This is a genomic window from Pseudarthrobacter raffinosi (assembly GCF_023913835.1).
Lineage (GTDB): Bacteria > Actinomycetota > Actinomycetes > Actinomycetales > Micrococcaceae > Arthrobacter > Arthrobacter raffinosi.
The window spans coordinates 1-20,343 of the sequence record NZ_JAMXBG010000023.1 but is presented as its reverse complement, the minus strand read 5'-3'; the positions used below and the strand labels follow the sequence as shown (position 1 = coordinate 20,343).

At 65.0% G+C, this 20,343-nt stretch carries 13 protein-coding genes and 1 pseudogene; 7 read left to right on the top strand and 7 right to left on the bottom strand.

Annotated elements, in window-relative coordinates; all coding sequences use genetic code 11:
- Window positions 1-30 precede the first annotated feature (30 nt).
- On the bottom strand, window positions 31-1,341 hold the full coding sequence (locus tag NG697_RS18170) for an MFS transporter (RefSeq protein WP_252602918.1): 1,311 nt from the start codon (window positions 1,339-1,341) through the stop codon (window positions 31-33).
- Between the two features lie 554 nt (window positions 1,342-1,895).
- Here NG697_RS18170 and NG697_RS18165 point away from each other — a divergent pair.
- The 4 genes from NG697_RS18165 (at window position 1,896) to NG697_RS18150 (ending at window position 6,901) form a co-directional block, all read left to right on the top strand.
- The gene (locus tag NG697_RS18165; RefSeq protein ID WP_252614868.1) at window positions 1,896-3,002 is read left to right on the top strand and encodes an S-(hydroxymethyl)mycothiol dehydrogenase; all 1,107 of its coding nucleotides are present in this window, start codon (window positions 1,896-1,898) and stop codon (window positions 3,000-3,002) included.
- Complete coding sequence (locus NG697_RS18160; protein WP_252614867.1) at window positions 2,999-3,616, top strand: MBL fold metallo-hydrolase; 618 nt, start codon at window positions 2,999-3,001, stop codon at window positions 3,614-3,616. Before NG697_RS18165 ends, NG697_RS18160 begins: the two co-directional genes overlap by 4 nt.
- Window positions 3,617-3,662: 46 nt before the next feature.
- Window positions 3,663-5,984, top strand: a complete 2,322-nt coding sequence (locus NG697_RS18155; protein ID WP_252602926.1) for an FdhF/YdeP family oxidoreductase — start codon at window positions 3,663-3,665, stop codon at window positions 5,982-5,984.
- Window positions 5,985-6,076: 92 nt separating this feature from the next.
- Window positions 6,077-6,901 (top strand): PhzF family phenazine biosynthesis protein, encoded by an 825-nt coding sequence (locus tag NG697_RS18150; RefSeq protein WP_252602928.1) that lies wholly within the window; start codon window positions 6,077-6,079, stop codon window positions 6,899-6,901.
- Here the strand turns inward: NG697_RS18150 and NG697_RS18145 are convergent.
- The 6 genes and pseudogenes from NG697_RS18145 to NG697_RS18120 all read right to left on the bottom strand — a co-directional run bounded on the left by NG697_RS18145 (window position 6,898) and on the right by NG697_RS18120 (window position 15,945).
- Complete coding sequence (locus tag NG697_RS18145; protein ID WP_252614866.1) at window positions 6,898-8,619, bottom strand: alkaline phosphatase D family protein; 1,722 nt, start codon at window positions 8,617-8,619, stop codon at window positions 6,898-6,900. The two genes, NG697_RS18150 and NG697_RS18145, sit on opposite strands and share 4 nt — an antisense overlap.
- A gap of 297 nt (window positions 8,620-8,916) precedes the next feature.
- A pseudogene (locus NG697_RS18140) lies at window positions 8,917-10,025 on the bottom strand (HNH endonuclease signature motif containing protein); the annotation flags it as partial.
- A 107-nt stretch (window positions 10,026-10,132) separates the two neighbouring features.
- Window positions 10,133-12,640: a GcvT family protein gene (locus tag NG697_RS18135; RefSeq protein WP_252602932.1), complete on the bottom strand. Its 2,508-nt coding sequence runs from the start codon at window positions 12,638-12,640 to the stop codon at window positions 10,133-10,135.
- A gap of 36 nt (window positions 12,641-12,676) precedes the next feature.
- On the bottom strand, window positions 12,677-13,660 hold the full coding sequence (purU, locus tag NG697_RS18130; protein ID WP_252609415.1) for a formyltetrahydrofolate deformylase: 984 nt from the start codon (window positions 13,658-13,660) through the stop codon (window positions 12,677-12,679).
- Window positions 13,661-13,669: 9 nt separating this feature from the next.
- Window positions 13,670-15,559, bottom strand: a complete 1,890-nt coding sequence (locus NG697_RS18125) for a BCCT family transporter (protein WP_252614865.1) — start codon at window positions 15,557-15,559, stop codon at window positions 13,670-13,672.
- Window positions 15,560-15,594: 35 nt separating this feature from the next.
- A complete protein-coding gene (locus NG697_RS18120; RefSeq protein ID WP_252614864.1) occupies window positions 15,595-15,945 on the bottom strand; it encodes a bifunctional 3-phenylpropionate/cinnamic acid dioxygenase ferredoxin subunit in 351 nt (116 codons plus the stop codon).
- 248 nt (window positions 15,946-16,193) lie between these two features.
- On the opposite strand from NG697_RS18120, the gene NG697_RS18115 reads away from it, so the two are divergent.
- The 3 genes from NG697_RS18115 to NG697_RS18105 all read left to right on the top strand — a co-directional run bounded on the left by NG697_RS18115 (window position 16,194) and on the right by NG697_RS18105 (window position 20,209).
- On the top strand, window positions 16,194-17,423 hold the full coding sequence (locus NG697_RS18115; RefSeq protein ID WP_252614887.1) for an NAD(P)/FAD-dependent oxidoreductase: 1,230 nt from the start codon (window positions 16,194-16,196) through the stop codon (window positions 17,421-17,423).
- Window positions 17,424-17,506: 83 nt separating this feature from the next.
- The gene (locus NG697_RS18110; RefSeq protein WP_252602940.1) at window positions 17,507-18,643 is read left to right on the top strand and encodes an aromatic ring-hydroxylating oxygenase subunit alpha; all 1,137 of its coding nucleotides are present in this window, start codon (window positions 17,507-17,509) and stop codon (window positions 18,641-18,643) included.
- 171 nt (window positions 18,644-18,814) lie between these two features.
- A complete protein-coding gene (locus NG697_RS18105; RefSeq protein ID WP_445260452.1) occupies window positions 18,815-20,209 on the top strand; it encodes an integrase core domain-containing protein in 1,395 nt (464 codons plus the stop codon).
- The last annotated feature ends 134 nt before the right edge of the window (window positions 20,210-20,343 follow it).

The following is a 20,343-nucleotide window of genomic DNA, read 5'->3' as shown; positions in this document are numbered from 1 at the left end:
TTGAGGGGAGAAGCTGTTGAAAGAGGTGGGCTATTCGTGGCGCAGCGGTTCTTTGCACGTTTCCCTGGACAGTGAAACGGCGATCAGCGAGATGACAGCCGCAGCGACGAGGTACCAGGCGGGGGCCAGATCGCTTGCGGTGGCGGCGATCAGGAGCGTGGCCATGAACGGGGCGGTACCGCCGAACAGCGCGTTGGAGAGGTTGAAGCTGACCGCGAAGCCGCTGTAGCGGACGCGGGTGGGGAACATTTCGGCCAGGAAGCTGGGAAGTGTTCCGTCATTGAGGGTGAGCATCGCGCCCAGCAGGATCTGGACCAGGACGATGACCAGGAAATTCCCGGTTCCCAGCAGCGCGAAGGCGGGAACGGTCAGCACAATGAATGCGATGGATGCACTGATAAGCACCTTCTTGCGTCCGTAACGGTCCGAAAGCATCCCGGTCAGGAAGATAAAGCCGATGTACGTAACCAGTGCGATGGTCGTCGCAAGGAACGATTCGGTTTCGCCAAGGCCCAGTTCCGAGGACAGATAGGTGGGCATGTAGCTGAGGATGACGTAGAACCCGACGGCGTTGAGCAGCACGGCTCCGACGGCCTGCAGCAGCTGCCGCCAGTGGTTCCGGAACAGGCTGGACACGGGTGCCTTGATTGCCTGGTCCTCCGTTGCCAGCTCGCGGAACACCGGGGTGTCTTCGAGCTTGGTCCGGATGTAGCGGCCGATCAGTCCCATCGGGGCTGCGAGCAGGAACGGCAGGCGCCAACCCCAGCTTTGCATGGCATCGGAACTCAGAAGGACTGTCAACAGGCCTGCAATCAGGGAGCCGAGGAGCAGTCCGGCCGCGGTACTGGCGGGAACAACCGCGGCGTATAGGCCGCGCTTGTTGGCGGGAGCGTACTCGACCAGGAAGGCCGACGCTCCAGCATATTCACCAGAAGCGGAGAAGCCCTGCGCTACCCGGATGACCAGAAGCAGGATGGGAGCCCAGATGCCGATCGTGGCATAGCCCGGAATGAGGGCTATGCAGAAGGTTGCTCCTGACATGATCAAGATCGAGAGGGACAGCGCTGTCCGCCGGCCCACCCTGTCACCGATGTGGCCCCAGACGAACCCGCCGAGCGGGCGCACCAGGAATGAAATCGCAAACAGGGCGAAGGTCAGCAGAAGCCCGGTTTGGGGATCTGATTCAGGGAAAAAGACTGTCGCGATCGTTACGGCAAGATAGCCGTAAACGGCGTAATCGAACCACTCTACGAAGTTGCCGATGAAGCTGGCCGCAATGACTCTGCGGCGTGTTTCTTTGCTGACCACGTTGTCAGCCGGTTCAAAATTCTGGCCGCTCATTGTGCTGCGGCCGGCCCGGGGCCCGTCATGTACACCATGTGGTTGAGGGCCGGGGCTTCCCGCACGAGCGGGAGAGGAAGTTTCGTTACTCATGTATCCACCAAGTTGTTTGGGGTTGCAATCAGCGCAACGCTGTTGCAACAGACTAAGCGTGATGAGCAACACAGTCAATGGTTATTTTGTGGCTCGGCACATGGATCCCGGAAAGGTCAGCGTCTGACTTCCCGGCAGCGCGCAGCAGGAGAGAACATTGCGGTCTGTTGCATAGGATGAAATCATGTTGCGACAGTGGCGTGAGTCCAACACCCCAACTTGGACTGTGGACGAACGCAGCACACGAGGGATCTATTGACACCCTCCGTGGCGGCTGACATATTTCGAGTACGCGCTATGTGCACCGTGTTGTGTAATACGCAATAACGTCAGGTCGGCAACCAGCGGTTGGGGGCTCTCGGAGCTGCGGCATGAGAACCCTTTGAACCAGACGGGCCGGCTGGATTGCCCGGAGCGCCGTCGCCCAGGAGTCCCTGGACTCAGGAAAGGAACACCAGCTAATGGTTCACAGAGTCAAGGCGGTCATCGCCAAGGAAAAGAATGCCCCGGTATCGGTGGAGACCATCCTGGTCCCGGACCCCGGTCCGGGGGAGGCGCTGGTGGACATCCTCACGTGCGGGGTCTGCCACACCGACCTGCACTACAAGCAGGGCGGAATCACCGACGATTTCCCCATCCTTCTGGGCCACGAGGCCACCGGTGTGGTCAGCGCCGTGGGTCCGGGCGTCACAGAGGTGTCTCCCGGCGACCGCGTGATCCTGAACTGGCGCGCTGTCTGCGGTGAGTGCAGGGCATGTGCCAAGGGCCAGCCGCAGTACTGCTTCGACACGCACAACGCCACGCAGAAGATGACGCTCGAGGACGGCACGGAGCTCTCCCCGGCGCTGGGCATCGGCGCCTTCGCGGAAAAGACCCTGGTAGCCGCCGGGCAGTGCACCAAGATTGACGACGACACCGATGCCGCCGCCGTCGGCCTGCTCGGCTGCGGCGTGATGGCAGGCATCGGCGCGGCCATCAACACCGGCGAGGTCAAGCGCGGCGAGTCCGTGGCGGTGATCGGCTGCGGCGGGGTAGGCATCTCCGCGATCGCGGGTGCCAAGCTGGCCGGCGCCACCACCATCATCGCCGTGGACATCGACGCCAACAAGGTGGCCATGGCCACCTCCCTCGGGGCCACCCACGGCGTGGACTCCAGCACCGAAGACCCCATCGAGGCCATCCGGGCCCTCACGAACGGCAACGGAGCGGACGTGGTGATTGACGCCGTCGGCCGTCCTGAAACGTACAAGCAGGCGTTCTACTCCCGCGACCTCGCCGGCCGGGTGGTGCTGGTGGGCGTCCCGACGCCGGGCATGTTGCTTGAGCTGCCCCTCCTGGACGTCTTTGGCCGGGGCGGGTCGCTGAAGTCCTCCTGGTATGGCGACTGCCTGCCCTCCCGTGATTTCCCGATGCTGGTGGCGCACTACAAACAGGGCAACCTGGACCTGGACGCCTTCGTCACCGAGCGCATCACCATTGACCAGGTGGAGGAAGCCTTCGCCAAGATGCACGAGGGCAAAGTCCTGCGCTCGGTGGTTGAAATTCAGTCCCTGAAGGAGCTCTCATGAAAGTCACCATCGAAAACCTGGTCACCTCGGGCACTTTTGCGCTCGACGGCGGCACCTGGGACGTGGACAACAACGTCTGGATCGTGGGCAACGACGATGAATGCGTGATCATCGACTGCCCGCACGACGCCGCCGCAATCATCAGCCAGGTCCGGGGCCGGAAGGTCCTGGCCATCCTGCTGACCCACGCGCACAACGACCACATCGGCGCCGCGCGTGCCGTGGCCGAGGCCGTGCAAGCGCCCATCTACCTGCACCCGGGCGACCTGGTGCTCTGGGAGCAGGTCTACCCGGACCAGCAGCCAGACCACAGCATCAGTGACGGCGAGGTGTTCGCGGTGGGCGGCGCCAGCCTGAAGGCCATCCACACGCCCGGCCACTCCCCCGGCTCCACGTGTTTCCTGCTGGAGCGCGAAGGGACGATCTTCACGGGAGATACGTTGTTCAACGGCGGTCCGGGCGCCACTGGCAGGTCCTTCAGCGACTACCCCACGATCCTCGCCTCCATCCGGGAACGCCTGCTCATCCTTCCGCCCGGGACTGTGGTCCGCACCGGCCATGGCGACAACACCACCATCGGGGCCGAACAGGAGACCCTGGCGCAGCTGGCCTAGTGAGACCAGCCCAGTAACACCCATGTGATCCAGTGAAAGCAGTCCAATGAAGGTCGGTTCAGTGAAGTTCGGCAAGCAGCCCGCCCCCGTTGAGGACATCAACGAGGACAACCTCGAAGTCCACAAGCCCAAAACGGAAGCGGCCGGAGTCAAGGCCGTCATGGTTGCCCTCGAACGCGCGGTGGCCCAGGCCGGGGTGACCCGGACGGCGCAGTCCCTGCTGCGGCTGAACCAGCAGGGCGGGTTCGACTGCCCCGGCTGTGCGTGGCCGGAATCGGCCACGAAGCGCAAAGCGGCCGAGTTCTGCGAGAACGGTGCCAAGGCGGTGGCTGAGGAGAACACCCTCCGCACGGTCGGTGCCGAGTTCTGGGCCACGCACTCCATCGCCGAACTCTCGGGGAAAACGGAGTACTGGCTCGGCAATCAGGGCCGGCTGAGCGAACCGGTGGTGATCCGCGAAGGGGAGACCCACTATTCGCCGATCTCCTGGGCCGAAGCGTTCGAACTGGTAGGCGAACACATTCGGGCCTCCACCCCGGACCGGTGCGTCTTCTACACCTCCGGCCGCACCGCGAACGAGACGGCGTTTATGTATCAGCTGTTCGCGCGGGCCCTGGGCACCAACAACCTGCCCGACTGTTCGAACATGTGCCACGAGTCCTCCGGCTCGGCGCTGAACCCGACCATCGGCATCGGCAAGGGCACCGTGTCCCTGGAGGACATCCACGACTCCGAGCTCATCTTCGTCGTGGGGCAGAACCCCGGCACCAACCACCCCCGGATGCTCTCAGCCCTGAAGGAATGCAAGGACAAGGGCGGCAAGGTGGTGGCCGTCAACCCGCTGCCGGAAGCCGGGCTGTTCAACTTCAAGGACCCTCAGACCGTCTCCGGCGTCGTCGGCGGCGGAACGCCGCTGGCCGATGAGTACCTGCAGATCAAGGTCGGCGGAGACCTGGCCCTGTTCCAGGCACTGGGCCACCTGCTCCTGGCGGCGGAGGAACGCAACCCGGGCACCGTCGTCGATCGTTCCTTTGTTGACGCGCAAACCGACGGGTTCGACGCCTACCGAGACGCCCGTGAGGAGCTGGACTGGGCCGAAACCGAAAAGGCCACCGGCCTGCCCCGGGAACAGATCGAAACCGTGGCCGGGATGCTGATCCGGTCCAAGGCCACGATCTTCTGCTGGGCCCTCGGCGTCACGCAGCAGCCGCACTCGGTGGACACCATCAAGGAAATGGTCAACGTCCTGCTCCTGCAGGGCAACTTCGGCAAGCCCGGCGCCGGGGCCTGCCCGGTCCGCGGGCACTCGAACGTCCAGGGCGACCGGACCATGGGCATCTGGGAAAAACCCAAGGACTGGCTCCTGGACGCCCTCGACACCGAGTTCGGGATCAACTCGCCCCGCCCCCACGGCTATGACGCCGTCGAAACCATGGAAGCCTTCGACCGCAACGACGTCGACGTCTTCGTCTCCATGGGCGGAAACTTCTCACTCGCCGGCTCCGACACGCAGGCGCTGGAAGCCGGTATGCAGCGGATCGGCCTGACCGTACACGTCTCCACCAAGCCGAACAGGTCCCACGTGGTCCACGGGCGCACGTCGCTGATCCTGCCCACCCTCGGCCGGACCGATAAGGACGACAAGCACCCCAAGGGCGCCCAGTTCCTGTCCGTGGAGGACTCCATGTCCGTGGTCCACTCCACCCAGGGCAGGCTGGCGCCCGTCTCCGAGCACCTGCTCGCCGAACCGGTAATCGTCGCGCGGATGGCCGAGGCGACCTTCGGGCCGGACCACCTCGTGGACTGGAAGGCCATGGCCGGGGACTACGACGTGGTCCGGGACCACATCTCCCGCGTCCTGCCCGGGTTCGAGGACTTCAACACCCGGGTCAGGACCAAAAACGGCTTTGTACTGCCCAACCCGCCACGGGACACCCGCTCGTTCAAGACCGACATCGGCCGGGGCCGCTTCACGGTCAGCCCGCTCGAATACCTCACCCCGCCCGACGGGCACCTGGTCCTCCAGACCATCCGCAGCCACGACCAGTACAACACCACCTTCTACGGCCTCGACGACCGGTACCGGGGGATTTCGGGCGGCCGCCGTGTGATCCTGGTCCACCCCGAAGACCTGGCAGAACTCGGCTTCCAGGACCGGGACCTCGTGGACGTCGTCAGCACCTTCCGCGGCCACGACCGGCAGGCGGACAAGTTCCGCCTGGTCGCCTACCCCACAGCCAAGGGCTGCGCCGCCGCATACTTCCCCGAAGCCAACGCCCTGGTCCACAAGGAAAACGTCGCCAGGGAATCCAACACCCCCGGCTTCAAGGCAATGTTCGTCCGCTTCGTGCCGCACGCCGGCGGCTGAGCCCGGGCCTGCTTGCCCAGGCCTGGGCAAGCAGGCCACTTCTTCAAACTGGCTCTAACTTTGCAGTCCAGTTTGCCGCTACGGTGAAAGGCATGCATATACCCCTGATCCAGATCGACGCCTTCGCCACCAAGCCCTTCGAGGGGAATCCAGCAGCCGTAATGCCTTTGGAGGGCTGGCTGGTTGACGGTGTCCTCCAGCAGTTGGCCGAGGAGAACAACCTCTCCGAGACGGCCTTTATCGTTGCCGCGATCCCGTACGAAGCCACGCCCTTCGACTCCTCGCAGCCCGCCTACCACCTCCGCTGGTTCACGCCGGCCATTGAAGTGGACCTCTGCGGGCACGCGACCCTGGCCACGGCGTCGTACCTCTTCACGGACGTTCACCCGGACGCCAAGCGGCTGCAATTCTGGAGCCGCAGCGGCTGGCTGTTTGTAGAGCGCGACGGTGACGGCTTCATCCTGGACTTCCCTTCCGAGGTCCCTGAACCCGTGGCCGTCGACCCCTCCGTATCAGAAGCCCTCGGGGTCCCGGCTCTCGAGGCCTTCCTGGCAACCGACCTCATCCATGTCGTCAAGGATGCCGAGACCGTGCGCACGCTGACCCCCGACTTTGTGGCGCTTGCGAAGCTGCCGGTGCGGGGCGTCGTCGTCACGGCGGAGGGTTATGGAACCGGCCACGACTTCGTCTCCCGGTTCTTCGGTGCCCGGGCAGGCATTGCCGAGGACCCGGTGACCGGCTCGGCGCACTCCCAGCTGGCACCGCTCTGGGCCGGCAGGCTGGGCAGCACGGTCCTGTCCGCCCGCCAACTTTCGGCGCGCGGCGGGACCGTGCTCTGCCGTGTGGAAGGTGAGCGCACCCTGCTCTCCGGCACGTGCGTGCGGTACCTCGAAGGCAGGGTGTGGCTGGCGGCCTAGCTTCGTGCCGCCCGGCGGCGGTTGAGCCTATCAAAACCCCGCCCACTAAATCGGCTCCTGCTTTCCCTCCGGGACGCCACGGTGAAGGATGCCACAGTCTCGAGCCGTGGGTGCAATTCGTCGCCGTCTTCCACGACGCCTGTCTGCCACCACAGTTTCAGCCCTTCCGGGACAATCTCCAGGCTGGCCAGGTTGTTGTTGAACCAGGGTCCCTCGACGCGTGTCCAACGGAACGGCGGGTCCGGCACACGCGCCGAGCGGGCCACCAGGCCCCCAATCGGCGCAGCCAGGCCGTAGGCCATGGCGGCCCCGAAGTATCTCATCAGCCGGGGAAGAGGGTTCCGGATCGGGGAACAGACTGCCTGCATGATCCGGCTGCCCGAGGAGCGTTTCACCTCCGCGACGTAGGAGAAGTGCACGTCCCCGGACAGGAACGTGACTGTCTCCGGTGACGGGCCGCGCTTGCCATCCGCGACCTCGGCGGTCATGACGGCCACCTCCTGGAAGCTTTTTTGGAAGGCGCCCCAGTGTTCCAGGTCCACCGCCTGGCGCAGCTTCTCGCCGACCCGGGCGGCGCACTTCCCCCACGCGCCTTCCGAAACGGCCTCATTCCACGACTCGACGTGGTGCAGGCCCATCGGCAGCAGGAAAGGCAGCGACGTTGCCACCAGCACGTGGCGGAATCCGCCGCGCATCCGGCCGTCGAGCCAGGCCATCTCCTCATCATCAAGCAGGGCGCGGGCTTCCGGCACCAGGTTCCTGGCGGCTCGGGAGTCAACCACTATCAGCCGTGTGTCCCCGAAATCCCGGCAGAAGCTCCACCTGTAGGATTCCGGGTCCCGGTCTGCGCGTTCAGCGAAGCTGTCCAGTTCCGCGCTGAGGTCGAGCTCAGCCTCGCTCCGGTGCCGGGCGATCCGCTGCCAGATGGCATCGGTAAGCCGGTCCTGCGGCGACAGGTTGCCCAGGTGCTGGTAGACCCAGTAGGAGGACAGCCCCGAAACTATCCGCTCATGCCACCACGAGGTGGCTTCCATGCTCCTCTTCCAGCTCAGTGAAGCGTTCCAGTCGTCGCGGATGTCGTGGTCGTCGAAGATCATGGCGCTGGGCAGGGTGGACAGCAGCCATCTGTTCGCCGGGTCGGACCACGCGAGATTGTAGAGGTGCGCATACTCCTCGTAGTCCTTGAGCTCCTCACCAGGCGGTGCACTGATGTCGCGGCGGGCGCGGATGAACTGCTGCATCTGTTCGCTGGTCAGGTCGGCGTACACCTGGTCTCCGAGGAAGGCCACCAGGTCCGGCCACGGCAGGTCGCCGCCGGAGGCCATCGCCAGTGCGTAGGCGCGGAGCGAGTCGACGCCGTGCGTCCGGTTGCCGGACTCGTCGTGCGGGACACTGGTGCGGCAGGACCCGTAGGCCATGCGCAGCGGCTTGCCGGGCTTCAGCGTCGCGATCACCGGCGGCGGAAACCCGGTGCCCGGCTCAGGCCAGACCTGCACGCCGCCGATTTCCAAGGTGTAGGGAAGCACTGATCCTGGCTCAATTCCGTCCGCCTCCACCAGCGCGTAATGGTGGCCGTGCACCGCGAAAGTACGCGCCGCCCAGCTCTGCTGTCCGGCCCGGACGGTGACGCGGGAATCGCTCCGGGTCTCCACCCAGATGCTCGCCGAGGTCTCATCCACATACCGCATCATGGGACCAAGCACCAGGGAAGTCGTCATCACTAAGTTGTACCCGTTCCGGCCCGCGGCAACCATGGCTACGGCCAAAGAGCCGAGGAAACACCAGCGGCCTGCCTCCACGTTCGTTCAAGTGCTCAGCCGAGTCGAGGCGGGAACACACTGCTTTCGGGCACTCGTCAGACGGCGGCGTGGAGGAAACGCTCCAAGCCTTTCTCTCCCAGGGAGAGTGCATTGTGGACAAAGTCGGGGTGACCGCGGCCTTCACGCGATGCTAGGCGCCCGTCTGATGTCAGCACCGAGTTCAGCTCCGGTTTGGGTTCCGGTTTTTGTTCACCGGGGCCAGTGAGGTGGTTCCCAGTCCTGGTGTTCGCTCTTGTAGTGCCGGCCGGAGGGTGAAATCCAGCGGGGTGGCTCGTTTTTGGCTGCTGGGGTGGGTCTCCAGGCGCTGGTGTGTCTGAGCCGGTGGTGTCGGGGACATGACTGGCCCAAATTCGATACGCCGGTGGTTCCGCCCTGATGCCAGGCCACGACGTGGTCCGCTTCGTTGTCCAGGGACTGGTTGGAACATCCCGGGAAGGGCACCGGCCGTCCAGCATCCGCAGCCACCGCCGCATCGCTTTGCTGGGCCGGCAACTCTTGCGGCCGATCTCCAGCGAGGACCCGTCCCGCGGGTCAACCAGGACCCGGTAGAACGAGTCTGCTCCGTTGGCGACGAGGTCCCCAGCCATGGACGGTGGGATCGGGCCGTACCCGTCGAGCATGGCTGGTTCATCGGTGGCGCCGAGCAGGGAGAACACCAGCACCGTCACCAAGACCTCGGCCCGGGGCGTGGGGACTTTCCCGGGGTTCCCCGCGTCCCCACCGTGGCCAAGACTACGGCCGCCGCCGAGGAGTGCGGTGGCGAAGGTGTCGGAGCGGAGCTGGGTGAGGTTGCGGTTCTCGTCGGGGCCCTGCAGACCACGCGCGAGGGCGGTGGTGCGGTTCCAGATCGCTGCCGCCTGGTCGGCAGGCAAATACGCCGCGAGCCAGGCCATGCCGTCCTTGTCCGGCGTGTATTACACCCGCCGGTCCAGGACGCCTTTGGCGTGGCGCTTCTCGATGCTCTCCGTGTGGTGGCGTTCGCGCCAGATGCGGGCTTTGTGGCGGAACCGGGAGGCGGGCATTTCCCCGGCAGGGCAGCCACGGGTGGTGAGCTCGTGGGACTCGGACAGCAACACACTCGCCGCGCGCGGCCCGATTGTCAGGACGCACGCGATCTCGGCTGCCACCGATGCCTCCTGCGCCTGCGCTGACGCGGCGGGAGGTGCCATCGAGTGAATATTGTCCGTGTACTTCGCCGCAGCCTGGGCCTTCAACGCGGCAAACCGCGGCTCCGACCCGGCGGTCCAGGCAAGAATGTCCAGGCAAATATCCGCAAATGCCTTCGCCACCGCTCCGCTTCCCATGCATCAATCCTCGTGGGAGGGTCTGACATTCAAGCGACATGGTTGAGCCTGCCGGGTTTCGACAAGCTCAACCACCGAGCCCAGGCGGCAACCCCCGGGGTTTTTGCTCAGCCGCGCAGGCGCTCCATGCCGGGATCGAACAGCGGCTCGGCCGTGACGGTCGCGGCGATGCGCTTCCCGAAGTACTCAACCTCCACCGAGTCCCCAACAGAGACCGACGCCGGCAGCCAGGCGTACGCGATCGGCTTGCGCACCGAATAGCCGTACGCAGCGCTGGTGACGTACCCGGCAGGCTCGCCGTTGACGTACACGGGTTCCTTGCCCAGCACAACGGACGTGCCGTCGTCGACCGTCAGGCACCGCAGCGCCCGCGTGGCGGGCTGCTCTTTGCGTGCGGCCAGCGCCTCCCAACCCACGAAGCCCGTCTTGTCCTTGGCGATCGAGAAGCCCAGGCCGGACTCGTAGGGCTGGTGCTGCGACGTCATGTCCGCGCCCCACAGCCGGTAGCCCTTCTCGAGCCGCATGCTGTTGAACGCGCCGCGCCCGGCCGCGACGATGCCGTGCTCCTGCCCTGCCTCAAACAGAAGGTCCCACAGCTTCAGCCCGTACTCGGCAGTGGTGTACAGCTCCCAGCCAAGCTCACCGACATAGGAGAGCCGCATGGCCGTGACGGGGATGCCGCCCACGGAAATTTCCTTGGTCCGGAAGTACTTCAGGCCGTCGTTGCTGAGGTCGTCCGCGCTGATTTTCCCGATCACCTCGCGGGCCAGCGGTCCCCACAGCCCGATGCAGCACGTGCTGCCGGTGATGTCGGAGACGTGGACCCACTGGGCCGGATCCGCGGCTGACTGCCTCCTGGCTTCGACGCGCAGGTAGTCGAAGTCCACGTTGCTGTTTACACCCAGCTGGAACTGTTCCTCCGCGAGCCGGGCCACCGTCACGTCGCTGCGGATGCCGCCGTCGTCCGCCAGCAGCAGGCAGTACGTAACCGCACCCGGCTTCTTGGCGATATTGCCGGTGCTCAGGCGGTGCAGCAGCGCCTGGGCGCCCGGCCCGTTGACTTCCAGCCGCTTCAGCGGCGTCATGTCGTAAAGCCCGACGGCGGTGCGCGTCCTCCATGCTTCGGCCGCGGAGATGGGGGAATGGAACATCGCCGCCCACTCGTCCCGCTCCGGCGCCTGCCATTCCGCCGGCAGCTCCTCGAGCAGGCCGCGGTTGGCCTCGAACCAGTGCGGACGCTCCCAGCCGGCGGACTCCAGGAAGAACGCCCCGAGTTCCTTCTGCCGCGCGTTGAACGGGCTGACGCGCAGGTCCCGCGGAGATTCCTTGGGCTGCAGCGGGTGCAGGATGTCGTAGATTTCCACGAAGTTCTGCTGCGACGTTTCGCTGACGTACTGGTCGGACGTCTGGACCTTCTCGAAACGGTTGAGCTCGCAGCCGTGCAGGTCCGTGCGGGACTGGCCCTCGATCAGCAGCTCGGCCATCGCCCTGGCCACGCCGGCCGAGTGCGTAACCCAGACCGCCTCGGCAACAAAGAAGCCCCCGACGTCGGGCGACTCGCCCATGAGCGGTCCGCCGTCCGGGGTGAAGGAGAAAATGCCGTTAAAGCCGTCATTGATCTGGGTTGCGTGCAGGGCCGGCAGCAGGTCCTGGCAGTCCTCCCAGACGGGTGCGAAGTCTTCCAGCGTAAAGTCCAGGCGGGAAGGCATACGGTGATCGGACATCTCCTCCGCGCCAACGCGGGGCAGCTGGTCCATGTCCACGGGCATCGGCTTGTGTGCGTAGCTGCCGATGCCGATCCGGCTACCGTGCTCACGGAAGTACAGGTCGCGGTCCTGGTAACGCAGGATGGGCTTGCTGGCCCCGTTGGGAAGATCGTTGAGGCCGCGCAGCTCGTTCAGCGGCGTGGTCTTGACGTACTGGTGCGCCAGCGGCAGCAGCGGGACCTTCAGTCCCACCAGCTTGCCGAGTTCGCGGCCCCAGAAGCCGGCGCAGGACACCACGATGTCCGCCGGGATCACGCCGTCGGCTGTTTCGACGCCGGTGACTTTGCCGCCTGCCTGTTCGATCCCGGTCACGGCGGTGGAGCCGAGGAATGTCACGCCTGCCTGCCGTGCGCGGCTGATCAGCAGCTGGACCGCGCGGGCCGCGAGGGCCAGGCCGTCGCTCGGGACGTAAAGGCCGCCCAGGACGCGGCGCCCGTCGGCAAGTGCGCCGGTGTTCAGCAGCGGGTAGTGCTTCTCGCACTCGTCGGGGTCGATGATCCGGCCTTCGATACCCCAGGAGGTGGCGTAGCCGAGCTTGCGTTTGAGGTCCTGGAGCCGGGCCTCGGTGGTGGCAAGCTCAAGCCCGCCCACCTGGTTGAAGCAGGGCACTCCGTCGGCGCTGAGGGAGAGCAGCTTGTCCACCGTATAGCTGGCGAATTCCGTCATGGTCTTGGACGGGTTGGTCTGGAAGACGAGGCCGGGGGCGTGCGAGGTGGAACCGCCGGCCAGCTCCAGCGGCCCCTGTTCCACAACGGTGATGTTGGTCCAGCCGCGGGTGGCGAGTTCGTCCGCGAGGTTGGTGCCGACGATGCCGGCGCCGATGATGACAACGCGTGGTGATGCGCTCATAAGTGGTTCTCCTGTTTGGCTTGGAGGGTGTTCGCGTTAGCGGAATACGACGGTGCGGGTGTTGTTGAGCAGGACTCGGTGCTGGCAATGCCACTTCACGGCGCGGGACAGGGCCTGCGTTTCGGCGTCCCTACCCACGGTCACCAGGGCTTCGGCATCCAGGCTGTGGTCCACCCGGAAGACCTCCTGCTCGATGATGGGGCCCTCGTCGAGGTCGGGCGTCACGTAGTGCGCCGTTGCCCCGACGAGCTTCACGCCGCGGTCGTAGGCCTGGTGATACGGCTTGGCACCCTTGAAGCCGGGCAGGAACGAATGGTGGATGTTGATGGCCCGGCCGCGCAGGCTGGTGCACAGGTCGTTGGACAGCACCTGCATGTAGCGGGCCAGGACCACCAGGTCCGCGTTGTACTCGGCCACGAGTTCCAGCAGCCGGGCCTCCGCTTCAGGTTTAGTGCCCGCCGTCACCGGGACATGGATGAACGTCAGCCCAGCCGATTCGGCCATGGCGCGCAGGTCCTCGTGGTTGGAAACCACGACGGCGATCTCCGCACCCAGGCTGCCCGCCTGCCAGCGGAAAATCAGGTCGTTCAGGCAGTGCCCGAACTTCGAGACCATCACCAGCAGCCGCTGCGGCCTGCCGTCGTGGATGCTGAAATCCATCCCGAATTCGTGGGCCGTCGGCGCGAACTCTGCGGTGAGGCTCTCCGCGGTGCTGGGGTTCCGCTGGTCGAGCCCGCCCAAACAAGGATCCGGGCGGGCCCGGTCGCCGGCGCCGGAGCCGCCGGTGAAGGCCGTGCGCAGGTACAGATTGCCGCTGACGTGGTCGTCGAACTGCTGGTGCTCCACGATGTCGAAGCCGCGGTCTGCCAGGAAGGCCGTCACGGCCCGGACGATGCCGGGCTGTTCGGGGCAGGACAGGGTGAGGACAAATTCGGCGCGACGGGTTTTGGCGGCGGCCGTCGCGGCACCCGCAACGGCCGTGACGCTGCGCGGAGGGCGGCTTTCAATGATGGTGGTCACGAAGTTCTCCTAAAGTGCCGGTGTGGGCTTGGTGGCGTCGCCAGGACATGGGCTGTCGGCTGAACAGCGACCGCCGCACTCATGCCTGGTCACCAGGTCGAACTGGACTCCCCCATGCTGGTCTACGCCCTCGCGGATGGCACGTTCTACCACTGAGTCCGCCAGCCGGCGCCTGAGGGACATTGGGTCCCGGCGCAGGTCCTTGACGAGGGCGAAGCACAGCAGCAGCATGACCAGAACGAACGGCAGCGCCGCCACAATGGTGATGCGTTGTAGACCGGACAGTGCTTCCGAGGGCTCGTCGCCGCCGGCCAGCAGCATGACCGCCGCCACGGCACCGGTGAGGAGGCCCCAGAAAATCACGAGGCCTCGTTTCGGATCGGAGGACCCATTGGAGCTCAGTGACCCCATGATGATCGACGCCGAGTCGGCTCCGGTGATGAAGAAAATGGCCACCAGGACCATGGCCAGGATAATGACCGCCGTGGTCAGCCAGGCAGGCATGGACATGTTCTTTACCAGGTCGAAGAGGGCGCCGTCGAAGGATATGGAAGGCGTTCCGTTAGCCATGGACACCAGGCCGGGCGTGCCCGCCTTGTCCGCTTCCTGCTGGACATGGAAGGCGGTTCCGCCAAAGATTCCGAACCAGATGACGCTGACGATGCTGGGGACCAGCAGGACGCCGGTAACGAACTGGCGGATCGTTCGACCCCGGCTGATCCGGGCGATGAACATGCCGACAAAAGGCGTCCAGGATACCCACCAAGCCCAGTAGAAGATGGTCCAGCCGGACATCCACTTGCGCAACGCCTCGTCACCGACGGCCTCCGTGCGGGAGGACATTTCGGCCAGATCTCTGGCGTAGTCTCCTACTGCGGCGGGGATGAGGTTGAGGATGAACAGGGTTGGCCCGGCGATGAAGACGATGAGCGCCAGGATCACGGCCAGGACCATGTTGATGTTGGACAGCCACTGGATGCCGCGGCTGATGCCGGAGACAGCCGAGGCAACGAAACAGGCCGTCAGGATGGCGACGATAGCCACCAGGACGGGGGTGCCGATTTCGCCGATCCAGCCGTTCGATGTCAGGCCGCTGCCGATCTGCAGTGCACCTAGGCCGAGGGAAGCGGCCGTGCCGAAGAGCGTGGCAAAGATCGCGAGGATGTTGATGAACTTCCCCACAGGCCCTTCCACAGTCCTGATGCCGAACAGCGAAGTAAACGCTGCGGAGATCAGCTGCCTGCGGCCCAGACGGTAGGTGCCGTAGGCCATGGCGATGCCCACGACGGCGTACATGGCCCACGGGTGCAGTGTCCAGTGGAAGATCGAGGTGGCCATGGCCGTCTGGATGGCGGCCGGTGTCCTGCCGTCCACGGTTCCGGGGGGCGGAGAGATGTAGTGGTAGAGCGGTTCGGCCACGCCGTAGAACATGAGGCCGATGCCCATGCCCGCGGCAAACATCATGGAGACCCATGAGACCGTCCTGAACTCAGGCTTTTCCCCGTCCTTGCCCAGCGGGATGTTGCCCCATTTTCCGAGCGCCAGCCAGAGGACAAAGACCACAAACAACGAGGCCAGGACCATAAAGAGCCAGCCGGTGTACTCCATGACCCAGTCGAGGGCGAGTGTCGAGGTGGCGGACAGGCTGTCCCTGCCGAGGAAACCCCAGGCCACAAACGCCAGGGCGAGGGCACCGGTGATGCCGAAGGTGGCCTTGTCGAGGGTGAGCTTACGGTTCCGCCGTTCCGCTACAGCCTGTTCGGACCGGGTCTGGCGCAGTTCCTGAATTATTTGTTCGGTGTCCTCGGCCTCCGCGAGCTGATGGTGGCCGGTTATCGGAAGGGAGTCTGTATCAACGCGGATTTCGTTGACCGCGCGGGTGTCGCTGTTCAAAGCCATGAGCACGTCCTTTTGTTCGGATGCATGGGCTGGTGCTAGACGTGGCCGTCCACTGTCAGGCCTGGGGGAAGGTTGGGGACCTCCGCGGATTCGGTGACCATGATGTCGCCGTCGATCACTGTTACTTCGTGGGAGCGCACCGGCAGCTTGGCCGGCGGCGCGTCGACGCTTCCCGTGCGCAGGTTGAACCTGGAGGCGTGCAGCGGGCATTCCACCCAGCAGTCCTCCACCCAGCCGTCCGCCAGCGAGGCGTCCTGGTGGGTGCACGTGTCGTCGATGGCAAAGAGCTCGCCTTCCTCGGTGTGGAAGACGGCGATGGGCGGCGACGTATTGAGCCGCAGCGCTTCCCCGGGAGCCAGTTCACTGAGCGGGCATGCCTTGTGCATGGGTGGACCTCTTGTTTCTTCGGGGACCCTTGTGTCTGCCGCGATGGCCGCTAAGTTCCGTAGTGAACAACAGCAATCGCCATAAGCAACAGAGTGGGGTAGCTCACAGCACTTGTCAAGGGTTTTTCCTTCTGTTGCGGCCTCCCGACTTCCTGGCTTTCCACCCTTGACAGTGACCGTGGCATAGATCACGCTGTTGCATATAGCGATTGTTGTTGCGTAAGAAGCAATTGAAAGAGGCCGTATTGATGCAGACGCTTGCGATTATCGGAGCCTCCCTGGCGGGTCTTTCCGCCGCCCGGGCGGCCCGCGCCCAAGGCTTTACCGGACGGCTGGTCATCATCGGCGATGAGCCCCACCGGCCGTACGACCGCCCGCCGCTGTCCAAGGACTTCCTGCTCGGCGCGATCTCGGCAGAGGACCTCTTCCTGGAGACCGACGCCGACGAGCTGGCGGCCGAGTGGGTGCTGGGTGCCGAGGCCGTTTCCCTGGATGCGTCGTCCCGGACCATCCACCTTAAGGACGGCCGCACCATACAGTCGGACGGCATCGTGATCGCGACGGGCGCCAGGGCGCGGCGACTGCCCACGCTGGCCGGTCTCAGCAATGTCTTTACGCTCCGCACGCTCGCGGACGCACAGAGCCTTGCCCCCGAGCTGGTGCCCGGAAGCAGGATGGCCGTGATCGGTGCCGGCTTCATCGGCGCCGAAGTTGCCGCAGCCGCCGCGTCGCGGGGCATGGAAGTGACCATGATCGACACCAAGCCCGTGCCGTTCGCCGCGCAGCTCGGAACCGAGATGGGCGGCGTGGTTGCCGGCCTGCACGCCGTCAACGGAGTGGAGCTCATTTCCTCTGCCGTGATCGAGGACTTCTACAGCGGCGAAGGCAACGTCACCGGAATCCGACTGGCCGGAGGACGCTACGTGGCCGCCGACGTCGTCGTGGTTGGCATTGGAGCCGAGCCCAACACCGGCTGGCTGGAGGGCTCCGGCCTGGAGCTGCGCGGCGGCGTGCTGTGCGACGCCATGGGACGGACCGGCATGCCGGGAATCGTGGCCGTGGGCGACTGCGCCGCCTGGTTCGACCAGGCAACGGGCACGCACCGCCGGATTGAACACTGGACCGGCGCCCTGGAGCGTGCCGCCATCGCCGTCGAAGCACTCCTGGATGCCGACGCCGCGCCCCGCCCGGCCAAGCCGCACTATTTCTGGTCCGACCAGTACGGCGTGAAGCTGCAGTTCGCCGGCCGTTCCGCCGGCTACGACCGGGTGGAGATCGAAGTGGGCGACGTCAACGCGCACTGCTGCCTCGCCGTCTACTACCGCGATGATGTCGCTGTGGCGGTCCTCGGCATGAACCAGCCGCGGCTGTTTACCAAGTGGCGGCGCAGCCTCGCGGCACCTGCCGCGGCACCCGGCGTGGCAGCACCCGTCCGGCTGGACGTTCCCGGACTCGTGGGGGCCGCCGTCGTGTCCTGAAAACCCTGCTCCGCCGCTACAAACCTGAAACCCCGCGTTATGGCCTGTGTTGTTAGTTGATCTTTGTTCGTTAGGAGGACAAATTGTCTGTTGAGGTAAGTGCCCCGAGTCTGATCCCCACCCTTCCCGGCCACACGTATGTGGATGAGGGCGTGTTCCGCGCAGAGCAGGAGCGGATCTTCGAGCAGATGTGGTTCTGTGCCATCCGCTCGGCCGACCTGGACAAGCCGGGCGCCTGGCGGACCGTCCAGATCGGGCGGGAAAGCGTGCTGATCAGCCGCACCCGCAAGGGCGGGATCCGCGCCTTCTACAACATCTGCCGGCACCGCGGCGTCAAGCTGTGCATGGAGGAGCAGGGTGAAGCGGCGCGCTCATTCCAGTGCCCGTACCACGCCTGGACCTACGATTTCGAGGGCAAGCTCATCGCGGCGCCCAACCTGACCAAGATGCCGGATATCGACCGCGACGAGTACGGCCTGGTGAAGGTCCACATCCGCGAATACCTGGGCTACGTCTGGGTGTGCCTGGCGGACGAGCCGCCGTCTTTCGAAGTGGACGTAATGGGCGCCATCGAGGAGCGGCTCGGCGACCTGAAGGCGATCGAGGGCTATGATGTGGCCAACCTCAGCCTGGGCCGCCGCATCCGCTACGACGTGAAGGCGAACTGGAAGCTCATCATTGAGAACTTCATGGAGTGCTACCACTGCGCCACCATCCACCCGGAACTGACGGAGGTCCTGCCGGAGTTCGCGGACGGCCTGGCTGCGCAGTACTTCGTGGGGCACGGCGCGGAGTTCGGTGAGGACGTCAAGGGCTTCACCATCGATGGCTCCGAGGGGCTCGACCTGATTCCGGGAATCGAGGAGGGCCAGGACCGACGCTACTACGCCATCACCATCAAGCCCACGGTGTTTGTGAACCTGGTCCCGGACCACGTGATCATCCACCGCATGTTCCCCATGGCCGCGGACCACACCATCGTGGAATGCGACTGGCTGTACCTGCCCAGTGTCGTGGAGAGCGGCAAGGACGTCAGCGCCTCGGTGGAACTGTTCCACCGTGTCAACCAGCAGGACTTCGACGCCTGCGAGCGCTGCCAGCCGGCCATGGGCTCGAAGGTCTACGCCAAGGGCGGCGTCCTGGTGCCGAGCGAGCACCACATCGGAGCGTTCCACGACTGGGTACAGGGGAAGGTTGGGGACGTCGTCCCGCGCGCCTAAGCGAAGCGCCGGGTTGCGGCCCTTCGCCGTCGCTTAGCGCGGAGTACCGCAGCCCGGCTAGATGAGTAATTCCGATTGTCTGCGGCGGTGTGGAGGCTTTTAAAGTCAGGCGGAGAGTGTTAAACCTGTTATGTCGCAGGACATCGGTGACAGTTCGACCTCAGCNCCCGTATCCGCCTCGCGATCGCCCAGTGGCCCGATGACGCACCGCGAGGTGCCGTCACCACGTTCTGCGCCGAGCACGGCATCGCTCGCAAGACGTTCTATGCGATCCTGGCCAGGGCGCGGGATGAAGGACAGGCCGCTGTCTTGGAGCCCCGCTCACGCCGCCCCAAGACCTCACCGACCCGGCTGTCCGAGGACCTCAAGCAAGACACGCTGAAGGTGCGTGCCGCCCTGGAATCCTCCGGGCTGGATCACGGGCCGATCAGCGTGCACGACAAAATGATTGCCCTGGGCATGCACGCACCCTCGCCCGCTTCGCTGGCACGGATCTTTCGCGAGAAGAACGTGGCCCGGTCCGAACCGGCGAAGAAGCCCCGGGCCTCGTACCGCCGGTTCGTCTACCCGGCCCCGAACGCCTGCTGGCAACTGGATGCCACGGAATACGTGCTCACCGGTGGGCGTAAGTGCGTGATCTTCCAGCTGCAGGATGATCATTCACGCCTCGCTGTCGCTTCCCACGTGGCCTCCGGTGAAACGAGCGAGGCGGCCCTGGCAGTCGTGAAGAAGGGCATCGCCTCCCATGGGGTACCTCAAAGGCTCTTGACGGATAACGGTGCGGCCCTGAATCCCTCGCGTCGTGGAGTCGAAGGCCAGTTGGTCACCTATGTGACCTCGCTCGGGGTCAAGGCGATCACCGGAAAACCGTACAAGCCGACCACGCAGGGAAAGAACGAACGCTTCCATCAGACCCTGTTTCGGTGGCTGGATAAGCAACCCCTTGCCGCGACATATCAAGGATTGCAGGAGATGGTTGACCGGTTTGATTTGATCTACAACACCCAGCGCCCGCATCAGGGGCTACCCGGGCGCACCACACCCCAGCAAGCATGGGACGCCACGGCTATCGCCGAAGCGCCCAGGCCGGAACCAATCCCGGTTCTTCTTGAAGCCAACGCACCCGTACCCGTGCCAGTGGTTCTGAGCATTGCCGAACCGGTGGTGGATACCGGAATAGCACCGGACCACAGCACCACGACCGGCCTGGAGACAGAAACCGATCTCGAGACCAGCGCGTTCGAGAAAATCACCGGCAGCATTTCCCACCCGGCAGTCACCGGCAGTCAGAAGCTCCGGGTCTATTCCAACGGCGTCGTCAATATTGACAGAACCCTGTTCTCCCTGACCAAGCGGATGAGCGGACGAATCATCGTTGCTGCCTGGGACCAGGAGGGTGTCATGTTCGCCAACACCGAGGGCGAGGTCATCGCAGAATACGCGTGGCCACCAGAAGGCACCGGATACGTCGGGATCAGCAGGTCCCTCACCCGCTTTCGCAGCGCGCGTCTTTCGGAAGGAACTGTCACCGATGTGCTGAGACATCAACTGTCACCAGTGTCCTGAGGCAGAACTGTCACCGATGTCTTGAGAGATCACAGGAGAGTGTTAAACCCGGTATGTGAACCCCGAACTAAACACTCTCCTGACCACACTCTATGTCCTTCTCACCGACCGTGTCCTGCCTGATCTTGGCGTGT

Coding starts and splice junctions, on each gene's coding strand:
- NG697_RS18120 (WP_252614864.1), bottom strand. CDS start 15,945: ATGCACAAGGCATGCCCGCTCAGTGAACTGGCTCCCGGGGAAGCGCTG.
- NG697_RS18145 (WP_252614866.1), bottom strand. CDS start 8,619: ATGACGACTTCCCTGGTGCTTGGTCCCATGATGCGGTATGTGGATGAG.
- NG697_RS18135 (WP_252602932.1), bottom strand. CDS start 12,640: ATGAGCGCATCACCACGCGTTGTCATCATCGGCGCCGGCATCGTCGGC.
- NG697_RS18165 (WP_252614868.1), top strand. CDS start 1,896: ATGGTTCACAGAGTCAAGGCGGTCATCGCCAAGGAAAAGAATGCCCCG.
- NG697_RS18125 (WP_252614865.1), bottom strand. CDS start 15,559: ATGGCTTTGAACAGCGACACCCGCGCGGTCAACGAAATCCGCGTTGAT.
- NG697_RS18155 (WP_252602926.1), top strand. CDS start 3,663: ATGAAGGTCGGTTCAGTGAAGTTCGGCAAGCAGCCCGCCCCCGTTGAG.
- NG697_RS18115 (WP_252614887.1), top strand. CDS start 16,194: ATGCAGACGCTTGCGATTATCGGAGCCTCCCTGGCGGGTCTTTCCGCC.
- NG697_RS18170 (WP_252602918.1), bottom strand. CDS start 1,341: ATGAGCGGCCAGAATTTTGAACCGGCTGACAACGTGGTCAGCAAAGAA.
- NG697_RS18160 (WP_252614867.1), top strand. CDS start 2,999: ATGAAAGTCACCATCGAAAACCTGGTCACCTCGGGCACTTTTGCGCTC.
- NG697_RS18150 (WP_252602928.1), top strand. CDS start 6,077: ATGCATATACCCCTGATCCAGATCGACGCCTTCGCCACCAAGCCCTTC.